Source organism: Stenotrophomonas sp. FR010, from assembly GCF_047520755.2.
In the GTDB taxonomy this organism is placed as follows: Bacteria; Pseudomonadota; Gammaproteobacteria; order Xanthomonadales; family Xanthomonadaceae; genus Stenotrophomonas; species Stenotrophomonas sepilia.
In genome coordinates, this window is record NZ_JAXBQT020000016.1 from 77,684 (window position 1) to 93,209 (window position 15,526).

Annotated in this window: 16 protein-coding genes; 6 read left to right on the top strand and 10 right to left on the bottom strand. The window is 66.1% G+C overall.

All coding sequences use genetic code 11. The annotated features are described in order from the left end of the window. Positions 1–64 precede the first annotated feature (64 nt). The 4 genes from ACM0PK_RS15330 to ppsR all read right to left on the bottom strand — a co-directional run bounded on the left by ACM0PK_RS15330 (position 65) and on the right by ppsR (position 2,862). Positions 65–679 (bottom strand): DUF2239 family protein, encoded by a 615-nt coding sequence (locus ACM0PK_RS15330; RefSeq protein WP_414607637.1) that lies wholly within the window; start codon positions 677–679, stop codon positions 65–67. Positions 680–822: 143 nt separating this feature from the next. Continuing rightward, positions 823–1,311, bottom strand: a complete 489-nt coding sequence (locus ACM0PK_RS15335; protein ID WP_005417168.1) for an NUDIX hydrolase — start codon at positions 1,309–1,311, stop codon at positions 823–825. 42 nt (positions 1,312–1,353) lie between these two features. Next, entirely contained in the window at positions 1,354–1,863 is a 510-nt protein-coding gene (locus ACM0PK_RS15340; RefSeq protein ID WP_032954273.1) for a DUF1249 domain-containing protein, read from the bottom strand. Positions 1,864–2,040: 177 nt separating this feature from the next. Next, positions 2,041–2,862, bottom strand: coding sequence for a posphoenolpyruvate synthetase regulatory kinase/phosphorylase PpsR (ppsR, locus tag ACM0PK_RS15345; protein WP_005417170.1), 822 nt, complete (start codon positions 2,860–2,862; stop codon positions 2,041–2,043). 144 nt (positions 2,863–3,006) lie between these two features. Here ppsR and ppsA point away from each other — a divergent pair, with 144 nt between their 5' ends. Beyond that, on the top strand, positions 3,007–5,385 hold the full coding sequence (ppsA, locus tag ACM0PK_RS15350; protein WP_414607638.1) for a phosphoenolpyruvate synthase: 2,379 nt from the start codon (positions 3,007–3,009) through the stop codon (positions 5,383–5,385). 145 nt (positions 5,386–5,530) lie between these two features. Continuing rightward, positions 5,531–6,430, top strand: a complete 900-nt coding sequence (locus tag ACM0PK_RS15355; RefSeq protein ID WP_414607639.1) for a mechanosensitive ion channel family protein — start codon at positions 5,531–5,533, stop codon at positions 6,428–6,430. A 124-nt stretch (positions 6,431–6,554) separates the two neighbouring features. Here ACM0PK_RS15355 and ACM0PK_RS15360 read toward each other — a convergent pair whose 3' ends face one another. The 4 genes from ACM0PK_RS15360 to tadA all read right to left on the bottom strand — a co-directional run bounded on the left by ACM0PK_RS15360 (position 6,555) and on the right by tadA (position 10,028). Beyond that, a complete protein-coding gene (locus ACM0PK_RS15360; protein WP_414607640.1) occupies positions 6,555–7,670 on the bottom strand; it encodes an alkene reductase in 1,116 nt (371 codons plus the stop codon). A 139-nt stretch (positions 7,671–7,809) separates the two neighbouring features. Then, on the bottom strand, positions 7,810–8,685 hold the full coding sequence (locus ACM0PK_RS15365) for an EcsC family protein (RefSeq protein WP_414607641.1): 876 nt from the start codon (positions 8,683–8,685) through the stop codon (positions 7,810–7,812). Positions 8,686–8,855: 170 nt separating this feature from the next. Beyond that, positions 8,856–9,428, bottom strand: a complete 573-nt coding sequence (gene orn, locus ACM0PK_RS15370) for an oligoribonuclease (protein ID WP_053499815.1) — start codon at positions 9,426–9,428, stop codon at positions 8,856–8,858. 75 nt (positions 9,429–9,503) lie between these two features. Beyond that, entirely contained in the window at positions 9,504–10,028 is a 525-nt protein-coding gene (tadA, locus tag ACM0PK_RS15375; protein ID WP_180883973.1) for a tRNA adenosine(34) deaminase TadA, read from the bottom strand. 184 nt (positions 10,029–10,212) lie between these two features. Here tadA and ACM0PK_RS15380 point away from each other — a divergent pair, with 184 nt between their 5' ends. Continuing rightward, positions 10,213–10,650 (top strand): acetyltransferase, encoded by a 438-nt coding sequence (locus ACM0PK_RS15380; protein WP_180883971.1) that lies wholly within the window; start codon positions 10,213–10,215, stop codon positions 10,648–10,650. A gap of 34 nt (positions 10,651–10,684) precedes the next feature. Here ACM0PK_RS15380 and ACM0PK_RS15385 read toward each other — a convergent pair whose 3' ends face one another. Beyond that, a complete protein-coding gene (locus tag ACM0PK_RS15385) occupies positions 10,685–11,191 on the bottom strand; it encodes a GNAT family N-acetyltransferase (RefSeq protein WP_414607642.1) in 507 nt (168 codons plus the stop codon). A 246-nt stretch (positions 11,192–11,437) separates the two neighbouring features. Between ACM0PK_RS15385 and ACM0PK_RS15390 the strand changes: the two genes are divergently transcribed. Genes ACM0PK_RS15390 through ACM0PK_RS15400 form a run of 3 tightly spaced genes read left to right on the top strand, consistent with a single transcriptional unit; the run spans position 11,438 to position 14,131 of the window. Then, the gene (locus ACM0PK_RS15390) at positions 11,438–12,109 is read left to right on the top strand and encodes a hypothetical protein (protein WP_164093640.1); all 672 of its coding nucleotides are present in this window, start codon (positions 11,438–11,440) and stop codon (positions 12,107–12,109) included. Between the two features lie 43 nt (positions 12,110–12,152). Continuing rightward, positions 12,153–12,806, top strand: a complete 654-nt coding sequence (locus ACM0PK_RS15395) for a hypothetical protein (RefSeq protein WP_414607643.1) — start codon at positions 12,153–12,155, stop codon at positions 12,804–12,806. Next, positions 12,803–14,131, top strand: a complete 1,329-nt coding sequence (locus ACM0PK_RS15400) for an XVIPCD domain-containing protein (protein WP_414607644.1) — start codon at positions 12,803–12,805, stop codon at positions 14,129–14,131. The genes ACM0PK_RS15395 and ACM0PK_RS15400 overlap by 4 nt, the downstream gene beginning before the upstream one ends. A gap of 52 nt (positions 14,132–14,183) precedes the next feature. On the opposite strand, the gene ACM0PK_RS15405 is transcribed toward ACM0PK_RS15400, so the two are convergent. Further along, positions 14,184–15,452 carry a hypothetical protein gene (locus ACM0PK_RS15405; protein WP_414607645.1) on the bottom strand — a complete coding sequence of 423 codons (1,269 nt, stop codon included), beginning with the start codon at positions 15,450–15,452 and terminating at the stop codon, positions 14,184–14,186. Positions 15,453–15,526 lie beyond the last annotated feature (74 nt).

A 15,526-nucleotide genomic window follows, 5' to 3' on the forward strand; every position in this document is an offset into this window, starting at 1 on the left:
GCACAGGGGACCGGGCCGTGGCCCGCGATCAGGTGGCGCCGCCGTTCAACGACGGCGCGATGGATCAGCCGTCAGCGCTGTCGAACGCCAGACGCAGGGCGTGGTCGCGCACATCCCTGGGCCAGGAATGCAGCACCGCTTCCAGGCCCGCACGGTCGTGCGCGAACAGCACGCGGATGACCTCCTCGAAGCCCGGCAGGTCGCCGACGATGGTCTGCAGGAAGTGATAGGCGCGTTCGGCATCGCGACGCCGGCGGTCCTTGTCCGCACCGGCGCGGCTGGCCGTCTCCACCAGTTTTCGCAATGCCACCGAGGCGCCGCCCGGCTGCTCGGCCAGCCAGGCCCAATGGCGCGGCAGCAAGGTCACTTCACGGGCGACCACGCCCAGCTTGGGGCGGCCACGGCCACGCGGGGTCGCAGCGTCTTCGGCAGTGATTTCGGCATCCGCCTCGTCAGAGGGGGGAAACGCTTCGGTTACCCGCGCCAGCAGTTCCTCGTCACTGCCGCGCGTATCGAAATCGCGGGTGCGACCGGTGGCGTTGTCGAACACCAGCAATGGTCCGGCAGCGTTGTCGGCGCGCAGCCGCTTGAGCGCCAGTGCCGCCACTTCCGGGCTGCCGCAGGCAACGAGGCGATGGCCGTCGAAACAACTGAAAGGAGGGAGTCGGGACGCAGGCATGGCAATGGCATCAGAGGTGATGCGCGAATATTGCCCGGGTAATTTATGGCTGTCAATATTGCCCGGGTATTAATCGACCAAAAGAGCGTGCCAACCCAGATTGGCACTCCCCGGAATGGTTGGCACCTCCCCGATTCACCGGGTCACAGCCGGCTGTAGGACCAACTGACCATGCGCCCGTCCTTGTACGGCATCACGCCGTGGAACGGGCGCGGGTCGGCGTCGAACACCAGCGGCAGGAAGTTGCGGTCGCCTTCCCACATCGGCAGCGTGTCCAGCTTGTCCAGATCTACCCACTCCAGCGTGCCTTCGTGGTTGCCGCCGTGCGGGGTACCTTCGAAGCTGTCGATGACGAACACGAAGCCCAGCCAGTCTTCGCCGTGCTTGCCGAAACCGGGCCAGCTGAGAGTGCCGCGCAGGCGCATGCCGGTGCAGTCGATGCCGGCTTCCTCGGCAATCTCGCGGCGCATGCTGGCCGCCACGTCCTCGTCCGCTTCGATCTTGCCACCCAGGCCGTTGTACTTGCCGAGGTGATGGTCACCGGGGCGCGTATTGCGATGGATCATCAGCACCTGGCGACGATCGGGCGACAGCACATAGCCCAGAGTGGCGACGATCGGGGTGTACGGCATGGGGCGGCATCCAGCGGCAGGTCAGCCCTGGATTATGGCCGATCAGCGCACGAGCGACAGGCGGCGCTCGGCAGGCGCACCGGCGCCATCGGGGTCACGGCGCAGCGTTGCGACGCCGTGGCCGCGCTCGGCCAGGTATTCCAGCCACTTGCCGAGGAAGGTGTTCATCCGCATGCGATGACTGATCAACTCCGCCGGCGGCGGGTACAGGCCCATGGTGTCCTGCCAGCGGCGGCCGACGTAGCAATGGGTGGTCTCGGCCTGGCGCGCGTCACGGTACAGGCGAACATAGGCCGAGGGATCCGGCTCGCCGGTGACCGGGTCGGCAATGTCGTAGGTCAGCCGCAGTTCCACCGTATAGCGGTGGCACTCGATCACGTCCAGGCGGACATCCAGGCCGTCGCCGATCGAGGAAATGTAGCTGCCCGCCGCCAGTCCCGCCGGTTCGAACAGGCGCACCAGATGGCGGTAGTTCTCCGCGTACAGGCCCATCAGCCAGCTCAGCCGGCTCAGGCGGGGAATGCGTTCGGTACGGGGCAAGGCTCGGGCCATGGGTCGATCCTACACGTTGGTGCTTCAACGTGGGGGCGCCTCAAGCCACAGCCAACCCGACGACGACGATCCCCCTGCAGGGCCGAGACCACGCTCGGCTGCGCTTCGGCCAGAACCCGCTGGCCCAGCCGAGCGTGGGCTCGGCTCTACGGGCACAGCGAGGCGCGCCGGAAAGGATCAATACAGCTCGCGCTGCAGCCCCAATGTGGCCAGCACCTTGCTGGAAATCTCCTCGATCGAGGTGTGGGTGGTGCTCAGGGTCGGGATCCGCTCCATGCGGAACATGGTCTCGGCCGCGGCCACCTCGCGCTTGCAGGTGTCCAGGTTCGCGTAGCGCGAGTTCGGACGGCGCTCCTGGCGGATCTGCTGCAGGCGGTCCGGATCGATGGTCAACCCGAACAGCTTGCGCCGGTAGTTGCGCAGGCGCGGCGGCAGGCGGTCGCTTTCCAGGTCTTCGTCGGTCAGCGGGTAGTTGGCCGCGCGCACTCCGTAATGCAGAGCCAGGTAGATGCAGGTGGGCGTCTTGCCGGCGCGCGACACCGCCACCAGGATCACGTCGGCATCGTCATAGTTCACCGCGATGCCGTCGTCATGGGTCAGGGCGAAGTTCATCGCGTTGATGCGGCGGTGGTACGTGTCGAAATCGACCATGCCGTGGGCCTGGCCGACCCGGGCCAGGCGCGGGCTGGCCAGTTCACGCTCCAGCGGCTCGATGAACGGCGCGAACACATCCAGCATCAGGGCACCGCTGTCGGCCAGGATCAGGCTCAGGCTCTGGTCCACGCAGGAGTTCACCACGATCGGCCGGACCTGGTACCGCTCCCCCGCCGCCTGGATCCGGGCGCAGGCTTCACGCGCTTTTTCAGGGTCGTCGACAAACGACATCCGATCGGTAATGAAGCTGAACCCGGAGAACTGGGTCAGCAGGCTATGCCCAATGGTTTCAGCGGTGATACCGGTTCCATCGGAAACGTAGAACACCGGACGGATGGTCGACATGCGCGCTTTTACCCCCTACAAAGCTTAAAAAGGCCGCCAGCACAAGCTTGTGCCGACGGTGCTCTGCCCGGCATCATATCGGCTTCTTCCTACGGACGCGGCCACTCAGCCCGCCTCGGGCGATGGCCAAACGGAGCATCGCGCTTGAACGAGAACATCCTGTGGTTGCACGAACTGCGTCTGGCCGATCTGGCCCGCGTAGGCGGCAAGAATTCGTCCCTGGGCGAGATGATCGGCAACCTGGCCGGTCTGGGCGTTTCGGTGCCGGGCGGTTATGCCACCACCGCTGAAGCCTTCAAGGACTTCATCGCGCACAACGACCTGTCCAAGCGCATCTTCGACAGGCTGGCCACGCTGGACGTCGAGGACGTCAATGCGCTGACCGCCGCCGGCAAGGAAATCCGCGGCTGGGTAATCGACGCCCCGCTGCAGCCGCAGCTGGACCAGGACATCCGCACCGCCTACGCCAAGCTGAGCGCCGAGAATGGCGGCGGCGACGTTGCCGTGGCCGTGCGTTCGTCTGCCACCGCCGAGGATCTGCCGGATGCGTCCTTCGCCGGCCAGCAGGAAACCTTCCTCAACGTGACCGGTGCCGACGACGTCGTGCACAAGGTCAAGGAAGTGTTCGCCTCGCTGTACAACGACCGCGCCATCGCCTACCGCGTGCACCACGGCTTCAAGCATGAGGACGTGTTCCTGTCCGCCGGCGTGCAGCTGATGGTGCGTTCGGGCGTCGGCTCCTCCGGCGTGCTGTTCACCCTGGACACCGAGTCCGGCTTCCGCGACGTGGTGTTCGTCACCTCCTCGTTCGGCCTGGGCGAGATGGTCGTGCAGGGCGCGGTCAATCCGGACGAATACTACGTCTACAAGCCCACCCTGCAGGCCGGCAAGCCGGCGATCCTGCGCCGCTCGCTCGGCAGCAAGGCGATCCGGATGGTGTATTCGGATGTCCCCGGTGAGCGCGTCCGTATTGAAGACACGCCGGCCGAACTGCGCGCCACCTTCTCGATCAGCGACGAGGACGTGCAGGAACTGGCCAAGCAGGCGCTGGTCATCGAAAAGCACTACGGCCGCCCGATGGACATCGAGTGGGCCAAGGACGGTGTCAGCGGCAAGCTGTTCATCGTGCAGGCGCGCCCGGAAACGGTGAAGTCGCGCAGCCACGCCACCCAGATCGAGCGCTTCGCGCTGACCGAGAAGGGCGGCAAGGTGCTGGCCGAGGGCCGTGCCGTCGGCGCCAAGATCGGTTCGGGCGTGGCCCGCGTGGTGAAGACGCTGGACGACATGAACCGCGTGCAGCCGGGCGACGTGCTGATCGCCGACATGACCGATCCCGATTGGGAACCGGTGATGAAGCGCGCCTCGGCCATCGTCACCAACCGCGGTGGCCGCACCTGCCACGCCGCGATCATCGCGCGCGAGCTGGGCGTGCCAGCCGTGGTCGGTTCGGGCAACGCCACCCAGGTCATCGAGGATGGCCAGCTGGTCACCGTCAGCTGCGCTGAAGGCGATACCGGCTTCATCTACGAAGGCAAGCTCGGCTTCGAACGCACCACGACCGATCTGGGCAACATGCCGCCGGCCCCGCTGAAGATCATGATGAACGTGGCCAACCCGGAACGTGCCTTCGACTTCGGCCAGCTGCCGAACGCCGGCATCGGCCTGGCCCGCCTGGAAATGATCATTGCCAGCCACATCGGCATCCATCCGAACGCGCTGCTGGAATACGACCGCCAGGACGCCGCGACCAAGAAGAAGATCGACGAGAAGATCGCCGGCTATGGTGACCCGGTCAGCTTCTACGTGGACCGCCTGGCCGAAGGCATCGCCACCCTCACCGCCTCGGTTGCACCGAACCCGGTGATCGTGCGCCTGTCGGACTTCAAGTCCAACGAGTACGCCAACCTGATCGGCGGCAGCAACTACGAGCCGCACGAAGAGAACCCGATGATCGGCTTCCGCGGCGCCAGCCGTTACGTCGACCCGAGCTTCTCGGCCGCCTTCGCGCTGGAGTGCAAGGCAGTGCTGCGCGTGCGCAACGAAATGGGCCTGGACAACCTGTGGGTCATGATTCCGTTCGTGCGCACCCTGGAAGAAGGCCGCAAGGTCGTCGAGGTGCTGGAACAGAACGGCCTGAAGCAGGGCGAGAACGGCCTGAAGATCATCATGATGTGCGAAGTGCCGTCCAACGCACTGCTCGCCGATGAGTTCCTGGAGATCTTCGACGGCTTCTCGATCGGCTCCAACGACCTGACCCAGCTGAGCCTGGGCCTGGACCGCGACTCGTCGATCGTCGCGCACCTGTTCGACGAACGGAACCCGGCAGTGAAGAAGCTGCTGTCGATGGCGATCAAGGCAGCACGTGCCAAGGGCAAGTACGTTGGCATCTGCGGCCAGGGCCCGTCCGATCACCCGGATCTGGCCGAATGGCTGATGCAGGAAGGCATCGAGTCGGTGTCGCTGAACCCGGATACCGTGGTTGATACATGGCTGCGCCTGGCCAAGCTGAAGGCCAACGGCTGATGCCGTGATGGGCTGACGTCGCTTTCATCGACGTCCGCCCATACTGCTGCTGCACGCAAGCCCCGCCTCTGCGGGGCTTGCTGTTTCTGGCGTCCGCGCACGCCCTGCCCCACGCAGACATCGCTACGCAACAAAGGACTTCCGCATGATCGCCGCCGCACCTCCCACCCCCGCCCCCGCCGCAACGCCCTGGTTCCACTCGCTCAACTGGGAGCGCCTGCTGGAAACCTACGGTGTGCCGTTACTGGCCGCCATCGTGGTGCTGCTGGTGGGCCTGTGGGTGGCGCGTCGCCTGTCCAACGCGATGCCGCGCGCCACAGCGCGCATGGGCGTGGACCCGATGCTGGGCAGCTTCCTGCGCAACGTGGTGTACGCCGCATCGCTGGTGATCGTGGTGGTGCTGGCCATCGGCACGCTGGGCGTGCAGATCACGCCGCTGCTGGCCGTGCTCGGCACCGCCGGCCTGGCCGTTGGCCTTGCCCTGAAGGATTCGCTGTCCAACATCGCCTCGGGCGTGATGCTGGTGACACTGCGGCCGTTCCGCGTCGGCGACGTGGTCACCGTTGCCGGACAGACCGGCACGGTGCGCGAAGTGCGCATTTTCCAGACGGTCATCACCGGTGCCGACAACCAGCACACCACCATTCCGAACACGCTGATCACCGCCGCACCGATCATCAACCTGACCGCCGAGCCGACCCGCCGCGTCGAACTGGTGATCGGCATCGGCTACGAGGACAACATCCAGCTGGCACGCGACACCGCGCTGGCGCTGATGAAGGCGGACCCGCGCGTGCTGCAGACGCCGGCACCGGACGTGGTGGTGTACGAGTTGGGGGCGCACGCGATCAACTTGGGCATCCGCTGCTACGTGAAGTCGGCCGACTGGTTCGGCACCAAGGTCACGCTGCTGGAGCAGCTCAAGCTGGGCTTTGACAAGGCCGGCATCAACATCCCGTACCCGCAGCAGGACATGCACCTGTACCTGCATGGAAAGGATGGCGGTGTGGTCGAGGCCGACGCGCTGGTGCGCGACAAGCCGTGATCCGGCAGTGGAACGCCGGCCAGCGGCCGGCACTACCCCCGCCGCCTGACTGGAATGCCGGCCAGCGGCCGGCACTATCCCTCGCCTCCCGGTAGTGCCGGCCGCTGGCCGGCAGCCTTCAGGATCAGGCCGCGACGCTCTCTTCCAGCGTCGGGTAATCGGTGAAGCCGACCGCCCCGCCACCGAAGAATGTCGCGCGATCCGGCGGATTCAGTTCCGCCCCCAGGCGCAGGCGCTCAGGCAGATCCGGGTTGGCGATGAACGGGCGACCGAAGCCGATCAGGTCGGCCCAGCCTTCGGCCAGTGCCTGCTCGGCGCGCTCGGCGGTGTACTTGCCGGCGTAGATCAGCGTGCCCGGGTAGACCATGCGCAGCGCCTGCTTGAACGCCACCGGCATCAGCGGTGCGTCGTCCCAGTCGGCCTCGGCGATGTGCAGGTAACCGACGCCGAGCTCGCCCAGCAGATGCGCGGCGGCCAGATAGGTCGCCTGCGGCGTATCGTCGACCGCGCCCTGCAACGTGGTCAGTGGCGCCAGGCGCACGCCGACGCGGTCACCACCGACCACCGCAACCACCGCCTGCACCACCTCGCGCAGGAACCGCAGGCGGCTCTGCAACGCGCCGCCATAGCCGTCGGTGCGCTGGTTGGCCTGCGAGTCGATGAACTGGTTGATCAGGTAGCCATTGGCACCGTGCAACTCCACGCCATCGAAGCCTGCGTCCAGCGCGTTGCGTGCCGCCTCGGCGTAGTCGGCGACGATGCCCGGAATCTCGTCTTCGCGCAGCGCGCGCGGCATCGAATGCTGGATCATTTCGCCCACCCCGGCTTCGGGACCTGCCCCGGTCGGGTCGACGAACACCTTCACGCCTTCCGCCAACAACGCCGACGACGACACCGGCGCGGCGCCACCCGGCTGCAGCGCCACGTGCGAGACCCGGCCGACATGCCACAGCTGGGCGTAGATGCGACCGCCGGCAGCGTGCACGGCATCGGTCACCCGGCGCCAGCCCTTCACCTGGTCCGGGCTATGGATGCCCGGGGTCCAGGCATAGCCCTGGCCCTGAGGGCTGATCTGGGTGCCTTCGCTGACGATCAGGCCGGCGCTGGCGCGCTGCGCGTAATACGTGGCCATTTCGGCAGTGGGCACGTTGCCGGCCGACGAGCGCGAGCGGGTCATCGGCGGCATCACGATGCGGTTGGGCAGCGTCAGTGCGCCCAGATGATGAGGAGTGAACAACATGGCGGCGATCTCTTGCGGGAGGAGTGCCACCAAGAATGGGGATGGCGCCCGCCAGGCAACAGGCACGCACTGGCAAAACAGTTGTTCCCCCACGGCAAGGATCACCCGGTACGAGGGCTCATCCACGCATGGCGTGGATCTACTCCACCCTTGGCTCGATCCTTACCGCACCGTGTGCCACGCGGTCATAGCAGGTGCGCACCACATCTTCCCCGTACTTCAACTCCAGCCGGCGCACGATGAAGTGACCACGCGCCATGTCCTGGTAGTAGTCGGTGAACATGGTGTTCAGCGTTGCACCCGCGGCGGCACCAACGATCGGCACCGCCTGCGCGGCGAACTTCTCGGTAACGACCACGCCAAAGCGCGCCGCCACCTTCTCCACCATCTTCGCCAGCAGCTTGCCGGCCTCCTTCGGTGCCACGCCCAGGGTCAGGTCGCGGCCGGTCACCACGCGCCCGGCCAGCTCGGCCGACAGATGGCGCATCACATCGGTGGTGAAACCTCGAGCCAGGTAATAGCCCGTCTCGCTGGCGTCATCGCGTGGCGAGTTGCCGCCCAGCGCGAACACCTCCAGGCACGCCTGGCGGGTGCTGAACTCGGACAGGTCAAACCCCTCGCTGCGGGCGACGTCGGCCACCGCACGCATCATGATCGTGGTCGACACCGGCAACTCGATGAGCAAGGCGGCAAAGCCGAAGGCGCCGCCGACCGCACCGCAGGTGGCTGCCGCCAGTTTGTGCCAGCGGGTCGACGCTCCCTTGCCGGGCGAGTTGTCCATGCTCCACAGGGCTGCCTGCGCCGACTTGGACAGCGCCGCCTGCACCGCACCGTGGATGCGGTTGGAGACCGAGCTGGGCAGCGCCTTCACCGCGAACTCCAGCGGCGTACCGACCAGGTTGGCCATGCGCGCAGTCAGGGTCGGCGCTTCCAGCAGGGCCACCGCGCGCTGCAGGTCGGACCAGTCGCGGGCGTCATGGGCGATGTCGCGGGGGAGCAGGATCGGCTCGTTCATGGCGCCGATCTTAGCGCCCGGAAGTTGAACGGTTCGTCGCGGGGTACGACAGAGGGGTCAGAGCCCTTTCCGCAGCAAAGGGATCCGACCCCGGCGCCTTGCCGGCCAGCGGCCGGCACTACCCGTTGGTGTGTCACTCGGTAGCGCCGGGCCATGCCCGACGGCGTCGTTCAGGCAGCCGGCAGGCCCGACAGCGCGCCCATGAACTGGCGGTAGTGACGCAGCTCGGCGATTGAATCGTGTACATCGCTCAGCGCGGTATGGTTGCTGTTCTTGCCGACGCCGGCGGCCACGCTCGGCGCCCAGCGCTTGGCCAGTTCCTTCACCGTGGACACGTCCAGGTTGCGGTAGTGGAAGTACTTCTCCAGCCTCGGCATCTGGCGGTGCAGGAAGCGGCGATCCTGGCAGATCGAGTTGCCGCACATCGGCGAAAGGCCGGCCGGAATCCACTGCGCCAGGAAGTTCACCGTCTGCGCTTCGGCCTGGCCCAAGGTGGTGGTGCTGTCCACCACGCGCTGCCACAGGCCCGAACGACGGTGCTGGTTGCGGTTCCACTCATCCATCGCCTCCAGCGTTTCCAGCGGATGGTGGATGGCAAACTCGGGGCCTTCAGCCAGCACATTGAGCTGGGCATCGGTGACCACCGTAGCGATCTCGATGATCGAATCGTTGTCGGTATCCAACCCGGTCATCTCCAGGTCGATCCAGATCAGTCGCTCGTTGGCCGCGCCGGTGTCCGCCATTGTGTCGCCTCGTTGCTGGGCAGGCGCGCGGCCTACCGGTAAAGGAAAGAGGCGCCCATCATACCCGTTCGCCCCTCAGCCCTCGCCCGCATGGTCTTCCAGCAGCAACGGCGGCTTGCCGCGCTTGGCGCGGAAATAATTGGTCAGGCGCATGCTGGCCTCCTTGGCCAGCACCCCACCGTGGATCTCCACCCGGTGATTGTGCCGGGCATCGCCCAGCAGGTCGAACACGCTGCCGCAGGCACCGGTCTTGGGGTCGCTGGCGCCGTAGACCAGGCGGGCAACGCGTGCATGCACGATCGCCATCGCGCACATCGCGCAGGGTTCCAGGGTCACGTACAGGGTGCTGCCGAGCAGCCGATGATTGGCCAGCCGCGTGCCGCCGGCGCGCATGGCCACGATCTCGGCATGCGCACTGGGGTCGTGCGAGGCGATGTTGAGGTTCCAGCCCTCACCCAGCAGCTGGCCATCGGCGCCCACCAGTACCGCACCGACCGGAATCTCGTTGAACTCGCGCTGCGCACGCTCGGCCAACGCCAGCGCATGGCGCATCCAGTGTTCATCGGCGTCGTGCACCGGTACACCCAGGGCATCGGTCATGGCGGTTCTCGCGTGTCTGCAGGGCCAGGATGGCCGCCGGGGCCGCATTGTACGCCTGCAGCCGTACAGGCGGCGCGGATATCGGCGGTGCCATTGCACGCGACCGGCGGTTCAAGCAGCGAGTGCGCTGAAGCCAGTCTGCAGGCCTCATACTGCGCCTTTCCGCAAGCACCTTGGTGAACCCATGACCACCCTTCGCCCCTCGCGTGCCGACGACGGCGCCGCCCTCATCGATGTCTGGCGCCGCGCCGTCGACGCCACCCATGACTTTCTCAGCGCCGAAGACCGCCAGGCCATCGATGCCGAAGTCGCCAGCTTCCTGCCGCAGGCACCGATGACCGTTGCGGTCGATGCACAGGATCGGCCACTGGGCTTCATGCTGATCGACGGCACGCACATGGAAGCGCTGTTCATCGATCCGGACGTGCGCGGCACTGGTATCGGCCGGCAACTGCTGCAGCACGCGCTGGCCCAGCATCCGCAGCTGAGTACCGACGTCAATGAGCAGAACGCACAGGCCGTTGGCTTCTACCTGCGCATGGGCTTCGTTGAAACCGGACGTTCACCGCTGGATTCGCAGGGCCGCCCGTATCCGCTGATCCATCTCCGGCACAACGGCTGACATTCGACGGATGTTCGAGGCCCGCCCCCGATCATCAGGCCGTGGTTTCGAATGCCGGTGAGTACTGGACCTCTCCCTGCGCCATCGGCGGCCTCAGGCACAGCGCCTGGAAGTACTCTGGCGGCACACCCGGCAGCACCAGGCCCGGCTCGGCGCGGAATCCGAATCGACCGTAATACGCGGGTTCTCCCAGCAATACGCAGCCCTGCGCCCCCTGCTCACGCAATGCATCAAGCGCCGCGTGCATCAGCGCCGCGCCAACACCCTGCCCCTGCCATCCGGGCAGCACCGAGATTGGCCCCAGGCCAAACCAGCCCGTACTGCCATCGCTGATCGTCACCGGCGACAAGGCAACATGCCCGACGACCTGCCCGTCCTTCTCGGCGACCAGCGAGAGACTCAGCTCTCCACGCGAACGCAGTGCATCCACAATGAACTGCTCGGTGTGGCTGCTGTGCGGGGCTTCGCGGAAGGCTGCCTCGGTGAGTGCGTGGATGACAGCGCGGTCTTCGCGGTTTTCAGGGCGGATCATGCAGTTCAAGGAAAGCACCTTCTATAAAGTGATGGACATGTGAATGATTGATTTCAGTCACGGATTCAGCCGCAGACCTGCCCCCGGCAGCAATGCCAACGTGACGATCGCGAGCCTTGTGCGGCAAGCGATCCGCCTGGGCAATGCATCCCCGGGGCGTCAAAAATCCGTCTCCAAGGGTGGCACTGCGCTCCCGGCACGTTCCATAATCGAGAAACCTGCCACCCAGGAAGGATAGATGGACATGGACGCACGATGCAGGCTCGCGCCATGGGTGTAGCTCGCCCCGAACCCAGGGGGCGGCCGCTCCTGGCATTGCTCGCCCTCGTCCCGCTGGCGGCATGTTCGCCCTACGCCGACGCCGAGCGTGACGTCGCCGCGGGTGGACGCGGCCTGGCCAAACTCAACCCGGCGCCGAAGCAGGCCTACGAACTGGTGCTGACACTGAAGGACGCGCCGGGCCCGTTCGCGATCGTGGAGGGCGTGGCCCAGTATGACGTCAGCAACTACGAAGACTGCGGACGGATCATATGGTCCACCGGTACGGCAAGCCGCATTACCAGCCAGGAACCGGTGGAACTGCGCAGGGTTGGCGAGAACGAATACCGCGGTACGTTCTACCTCGACCGCATGCAGGATCAGGACTATTACGATCGCGGTACGTGCCACTGGACGCTGACCGGTGTTGGCGCGATGTTGCGTGCGACGAACGGCGAAGCCGATACGCGATTCCTGACCTACGTCAATAAAGAGCGCATGGACGCAGGATCGCCGCTGACTCTCTACTACCCGAAGACTGCCTATCCCCGCGCCGAGCTTGCTGCCAACTTCCCTGCCAGCGGTAAAGAAGATCCGTCAGCCTACAGGGAGGATCTACGCAATGCGCTGTTCTCATCTACCACCACTGTACAGAAGCTCGTGCCATGAGCCGCCAGTGCCACATTCACCCTTACACACCAGGAGGCCGACATTGCGCCACAAGATGATTTCGTGCCTTGCTGTGCTTCTGTTGACCGCCTGCCATCCGGAGACCGCCATGAACCAGGAACGTGCCGCTGCTGAAGCCGATGTCGCCCAGGGTGGGCGCGGCCTCGCCAAGCTCAACCCCAGCCCGCGCAAGGCCTATGAACTGGTGCTGCGCCTGAAGGACGCCCCGGGTGATTTCGCTGTGGTTGAAGGCGTGGCCCAGTACGACGTCACCAACGAAGACCAGTGCGGCCACATCGAGCCGGCCACCGGCACGGCTGCCCGCATCACCAGCCAGGAGCCGGTGGAACTGCGCAAGGTCGCTGATGGCGAGTACCGCGGCACGCTGTATGTGGACCGCATGCTGGACGAGGACTACTACGGTCGTGGTGTCTGCAAATGGGAATTCACCGGTGCAGGCGCGATGCTGAAGGCAACGGGTGCTGAAGAGGAGACCCGCTTCCTGACCTTCGCTGACGCGGAACCGCTGATCGAAGGGAAAACGCACACGCTTTTCTATCCTGATCTCGTCTATCCGCGGACAGACCGTGTTCCCAATTTCCCGGCAAGTGGCGAGTCCGATCGCAGCGGTTATGCCGTCGATCTGCGGGACAAGTTGTTCACGATCAGTCTTTCTGCAAGTGAGGTGGCCCCGTGACCATCACGTCACAAGACTACGCCGCCTTATCCGATGACGCATATAAGGATCGCGCTGTCGGTCGACGCGCCCCTGGTCAAGAAGAGAAGGTCATACTGAACGGCCATGAGTACAAGATCCTTGAGCATGTCGACAATCGGCTCAATGGTTATCAAGGTACGGTCTATCAACGCGTAGACAGCAAGGAAATCGTCATTGCACATCGGGGCACCGAGCAGATCGGACGCGATGGCATCCTGACGGATGGAGGCATGGTCGTCGCCCGCACCAATGTGCAGGCACCTGACGCGATCGCATTGACGCAGAGAACGCTCGAAGCCGCAGCGGCGCAGTCCCGCTTGAGCGGCGGACCAACTCCTCAAGTCACCGTCACCGGCCATTCCCTCGGCGGCGCCCTGGCCCAGATTACCTCGCACCATTTCAACGTCAAGGGCGAAACCTTCAACGCCTATGGCGCGGTCAGCCTCAGCTACCGCATCCCGGAAGGCGGCAACACCATGATCAACCATGTCATGGCCTCCGATCCGGTCAGCGCAGCGTCGCCGCACTTCGGCCAGGTGCGCATCTACGCCAGGCCGAATGAAATCAGCACGCTCGCCGCGAACGGTTTCAGCAATCACTCGTTGCGCGCCCTTATCCCCGACCGGCCGATCATCGCCGCAGGCAGCTCGTTCGGCGCGCACAAGCTGGGCAACTTCCTCGGTGACGGCTCGGTGCTGCAGCACCCGGAAACGCAGAAGCTGGCAAAAGACAACGCCAGGATGATCGAGGAGTACCGCGACGACGTTGAATCACTGCGCCGTGGTGTCACCCGCGCGGCGCGGGGCATTCCAGGCGGCGCCGTCGACCTGTACGACCACATCCGCGGCCCGCTGCAGCCCGGTGAGCCGGCACGCCGCGAAGCGGAGAAGAACGGCCATCACACCAGCATGCTGCGAATGGACGATGCCAACCATGTGGGCAACCCACTGTTCAACGACGCGATCCGTGGCGTGCACGCGCAGGATGTCCGCGTCGGCCGGGTACCAGACGTGATGAGCACGCAACTGGCAGGCAGCCTGGCCGCCGAAATGCACGCAGCAGGCGGCAAGCGCATCGACGAAGTGGTCATGAATGCCGATGCCTCGCGCAGCTTCGCCGTGCAGGGCCAGGGCGGCGACCCCGCCCACCTTCGCGTATCGGTCGATACGGCAGTGGCGATGAACACCCCGCTGGAACAGAGCAGCCAGCGCATCGACCAGCAGGCCACCGACCAGCGCGTTACGCTGGAGCGCGACCAGCAGCTGGAACAGCAGCGGAACCAGACCCGCAGCCTGCAGACCTGATGCAGCGAGGGAGCCGGTCAGCCCGGCTCCCGCATCACTTCGAAACTCCGGCTCAGGGGCTGGACGCTGCCATTGGCACGGATGCTCCGGCCGTCACGAACAGATCGGGCCCGGAATCCGGGAATCCGCCACAGGCGCGATCGCCGGGTGCCACCGGGTCACAGGGCCACTGCGCGCGCGCGACCTTCTCGCGCAGCTCGAAGCGATCACCGGTCCAGACCACGAACGCGATGTGCTCACGGTTCCAGTCACTGTAGGCGCGCGGACCACCCTTCTGCGCCGACTCCGGGTATTGCACGAACCAGCGCATCGCCGGGCCATACTGCAGTTTGCTGTGGTCCAGGCTGATCCGTCCCTCACGCGACAGCTGCCGCGCACGATCCGCTTCCGTCTGCTGCGGCATGATCGGCATGACATCAGCGGTCACATCCCGCGGCGCCGCATCGCCGCGGACCTGGTACACACGCTGGGCCACATAAGCCTCGCGGCAATCACCTGCGGGTACGCGGACCGGCTCCGCGCCGTACTCATCACGGTTGGCGACCTGGTCGCTGCAGGTGAACGGCGCCGACACCAGATAGAACGTGCTGTCGGCGTCGCGCCCTTCCAGCGAACGCACCCAGATGTCGCCCATCCGCACGATGAAGTCCGGGCGCTGGCCATAGCCCGGCACAGCCTTGAACCAGGCCTTCTGCCGCACCTCACGCTCGCGCCAGCTGCGCGGCAGGTGGATGTCCTGCACGGGCAGCGCGACCAGCAACGCGGCCAGATGCGCCGGCATGGTGCCCTGGCAGGCGCCAATCAGCAGGTCGCCCTGGGTCGCCAGCCGCCCGGCCAGATCCACCGGGCAGCGGGCACCGAGCGCCCGCTCGGTCGCCTGCTCTGGCGGCAACGGCACGATGGCCAATGCGGGCGGAGCGGGCGCTACTGCGGGAACGGTTGGCTCGACGGTGGCGGGCGGTGCAGCCACAGGTGCCGCCGCTGCGGGCGCAACGGGCGCCGGCGCCGGATCCGCAGTCGGCGCCGGCTGCGCGTCCACCACAGGGGTCGCAGGGGGTGTCACGGCAGCCGACACCTCGGGCGTCGGCGCCACGACAACGGCGTCGGCCGCCGCGGGCGCGGCAACGGGCGCCGCCTCTGCAGGCGCCTCAACGGTAGCCTCGGCAGCGGGGGGCGTCTCCACCACAGATGCCGCTGCCTCCTGAGCCTGTGCCGCCCCCGCGACAAGTCCAAGTGACAACAGCCAGACCGGCGGCAGGCAGCGCATGGATGCAGTGCAGCGGGCAGCGGCGTGCCGAGTATTCGAGGGAACGATTCGCATGTGGTGTCCTTACGAGTGGGTTTCCATGTCGGCGCCACAGGGCGCCACGCGTCGTACGTAAAGCGCCTGCGGGC

What these genes read in the sequence shown, in the direction of transcription:
- ACM0PK_RS15380 (WP_180883971.1), top strand. Translation starts at nt 10,213, where the DNA reads ATGACCACCCTTCGCCCCTCGCGTGCCGACGACGGCGCCGCCCTCATC.
- ACM0PK_RS15360 (WP_414607640.1), bottom strand. Translation starts at nt 7,670, where the DNA reads ATGTTGTTCACTCCTCATCATCTGGGCGCACTGACGCTGCCCAACCGC.
- ACM0PK_RS15355 (WP_414607639.1), top strand. Translation starts at nt 5,531, where the DNA reads ATGATCGCCGCCGCACCTCCCACCCCCGCCCCCGCCGCAACGCCCTGG.
- tadA (WP_180883973.1), bottom strand. Translation starts at nt 10,028, where the DNA reads ATGACCGATGCCCTGGGTGTACCGGTGCACGACGCCGATGAACACTGG.
- ACM0PK_RS15335 (WP_005417168.1), bottom strand. Translation starts at nt 1,311, where the DNA reads ATGCCGTACACCCCGATCGTCGCCACTCTGGGCTATGTGCTGTCGCCC.
- orn (WP_053499815.1), bottom strand. Translation starts at nt 9,428, where the DNA reads ATGGCGGACACCGGCGCGGCCAACGAGCGACTGATCTGGATCGACCTG.
- ACM0PK_RS15340 (WP_032954273.1), bottom strand. Translation starts at nt 1,863, where the DNA reads ATGGCCCGAGCCTTGCCCCGTACCGAACGCATTCCCCGCCTGAGCCGG.
- ACM0PK_RS15330 (WP_414607637.1), bottom strand. Translation starts at nt 679, where the DNA reads ATGCCTGCGTCCCGACTCCCTCCTTTCAGTTGTTTCGACGGCCATCGC.
- ppsR (WP_005417170.1), bottom strand. Translation starts at nt 2,862, where the DNA reads ATGTCGACCATCCGTCCGGTGTTCTACGTTTCCGATGGAACCGGTATC.
- ACM0PK_RS15390 (WP_164093640.1), top strand. Translation starts at nt 11,438, where the DNA reads ATGCAGGCTCGCGCCATGGGTGTAGCTCGCCCCGAACCCAGGGGGCGG.
- ACM0PK_RS15405 (WP_414607645.1), bottom strand. Translation starts at nt 15,452, where the DNA reads ATGCGAATCGTTCCCTCGAATACTCGGCACGCCGCTGCCCGCTGCACT.
- ACM0PK_RS15365 (WP_414607641.1), bottom strand. Translation starts at nt 8,685, where the DNA reads ATGAACGAGCCGATCCTGCTCCCCCGCGACATCGCCCATGACGCCCGC.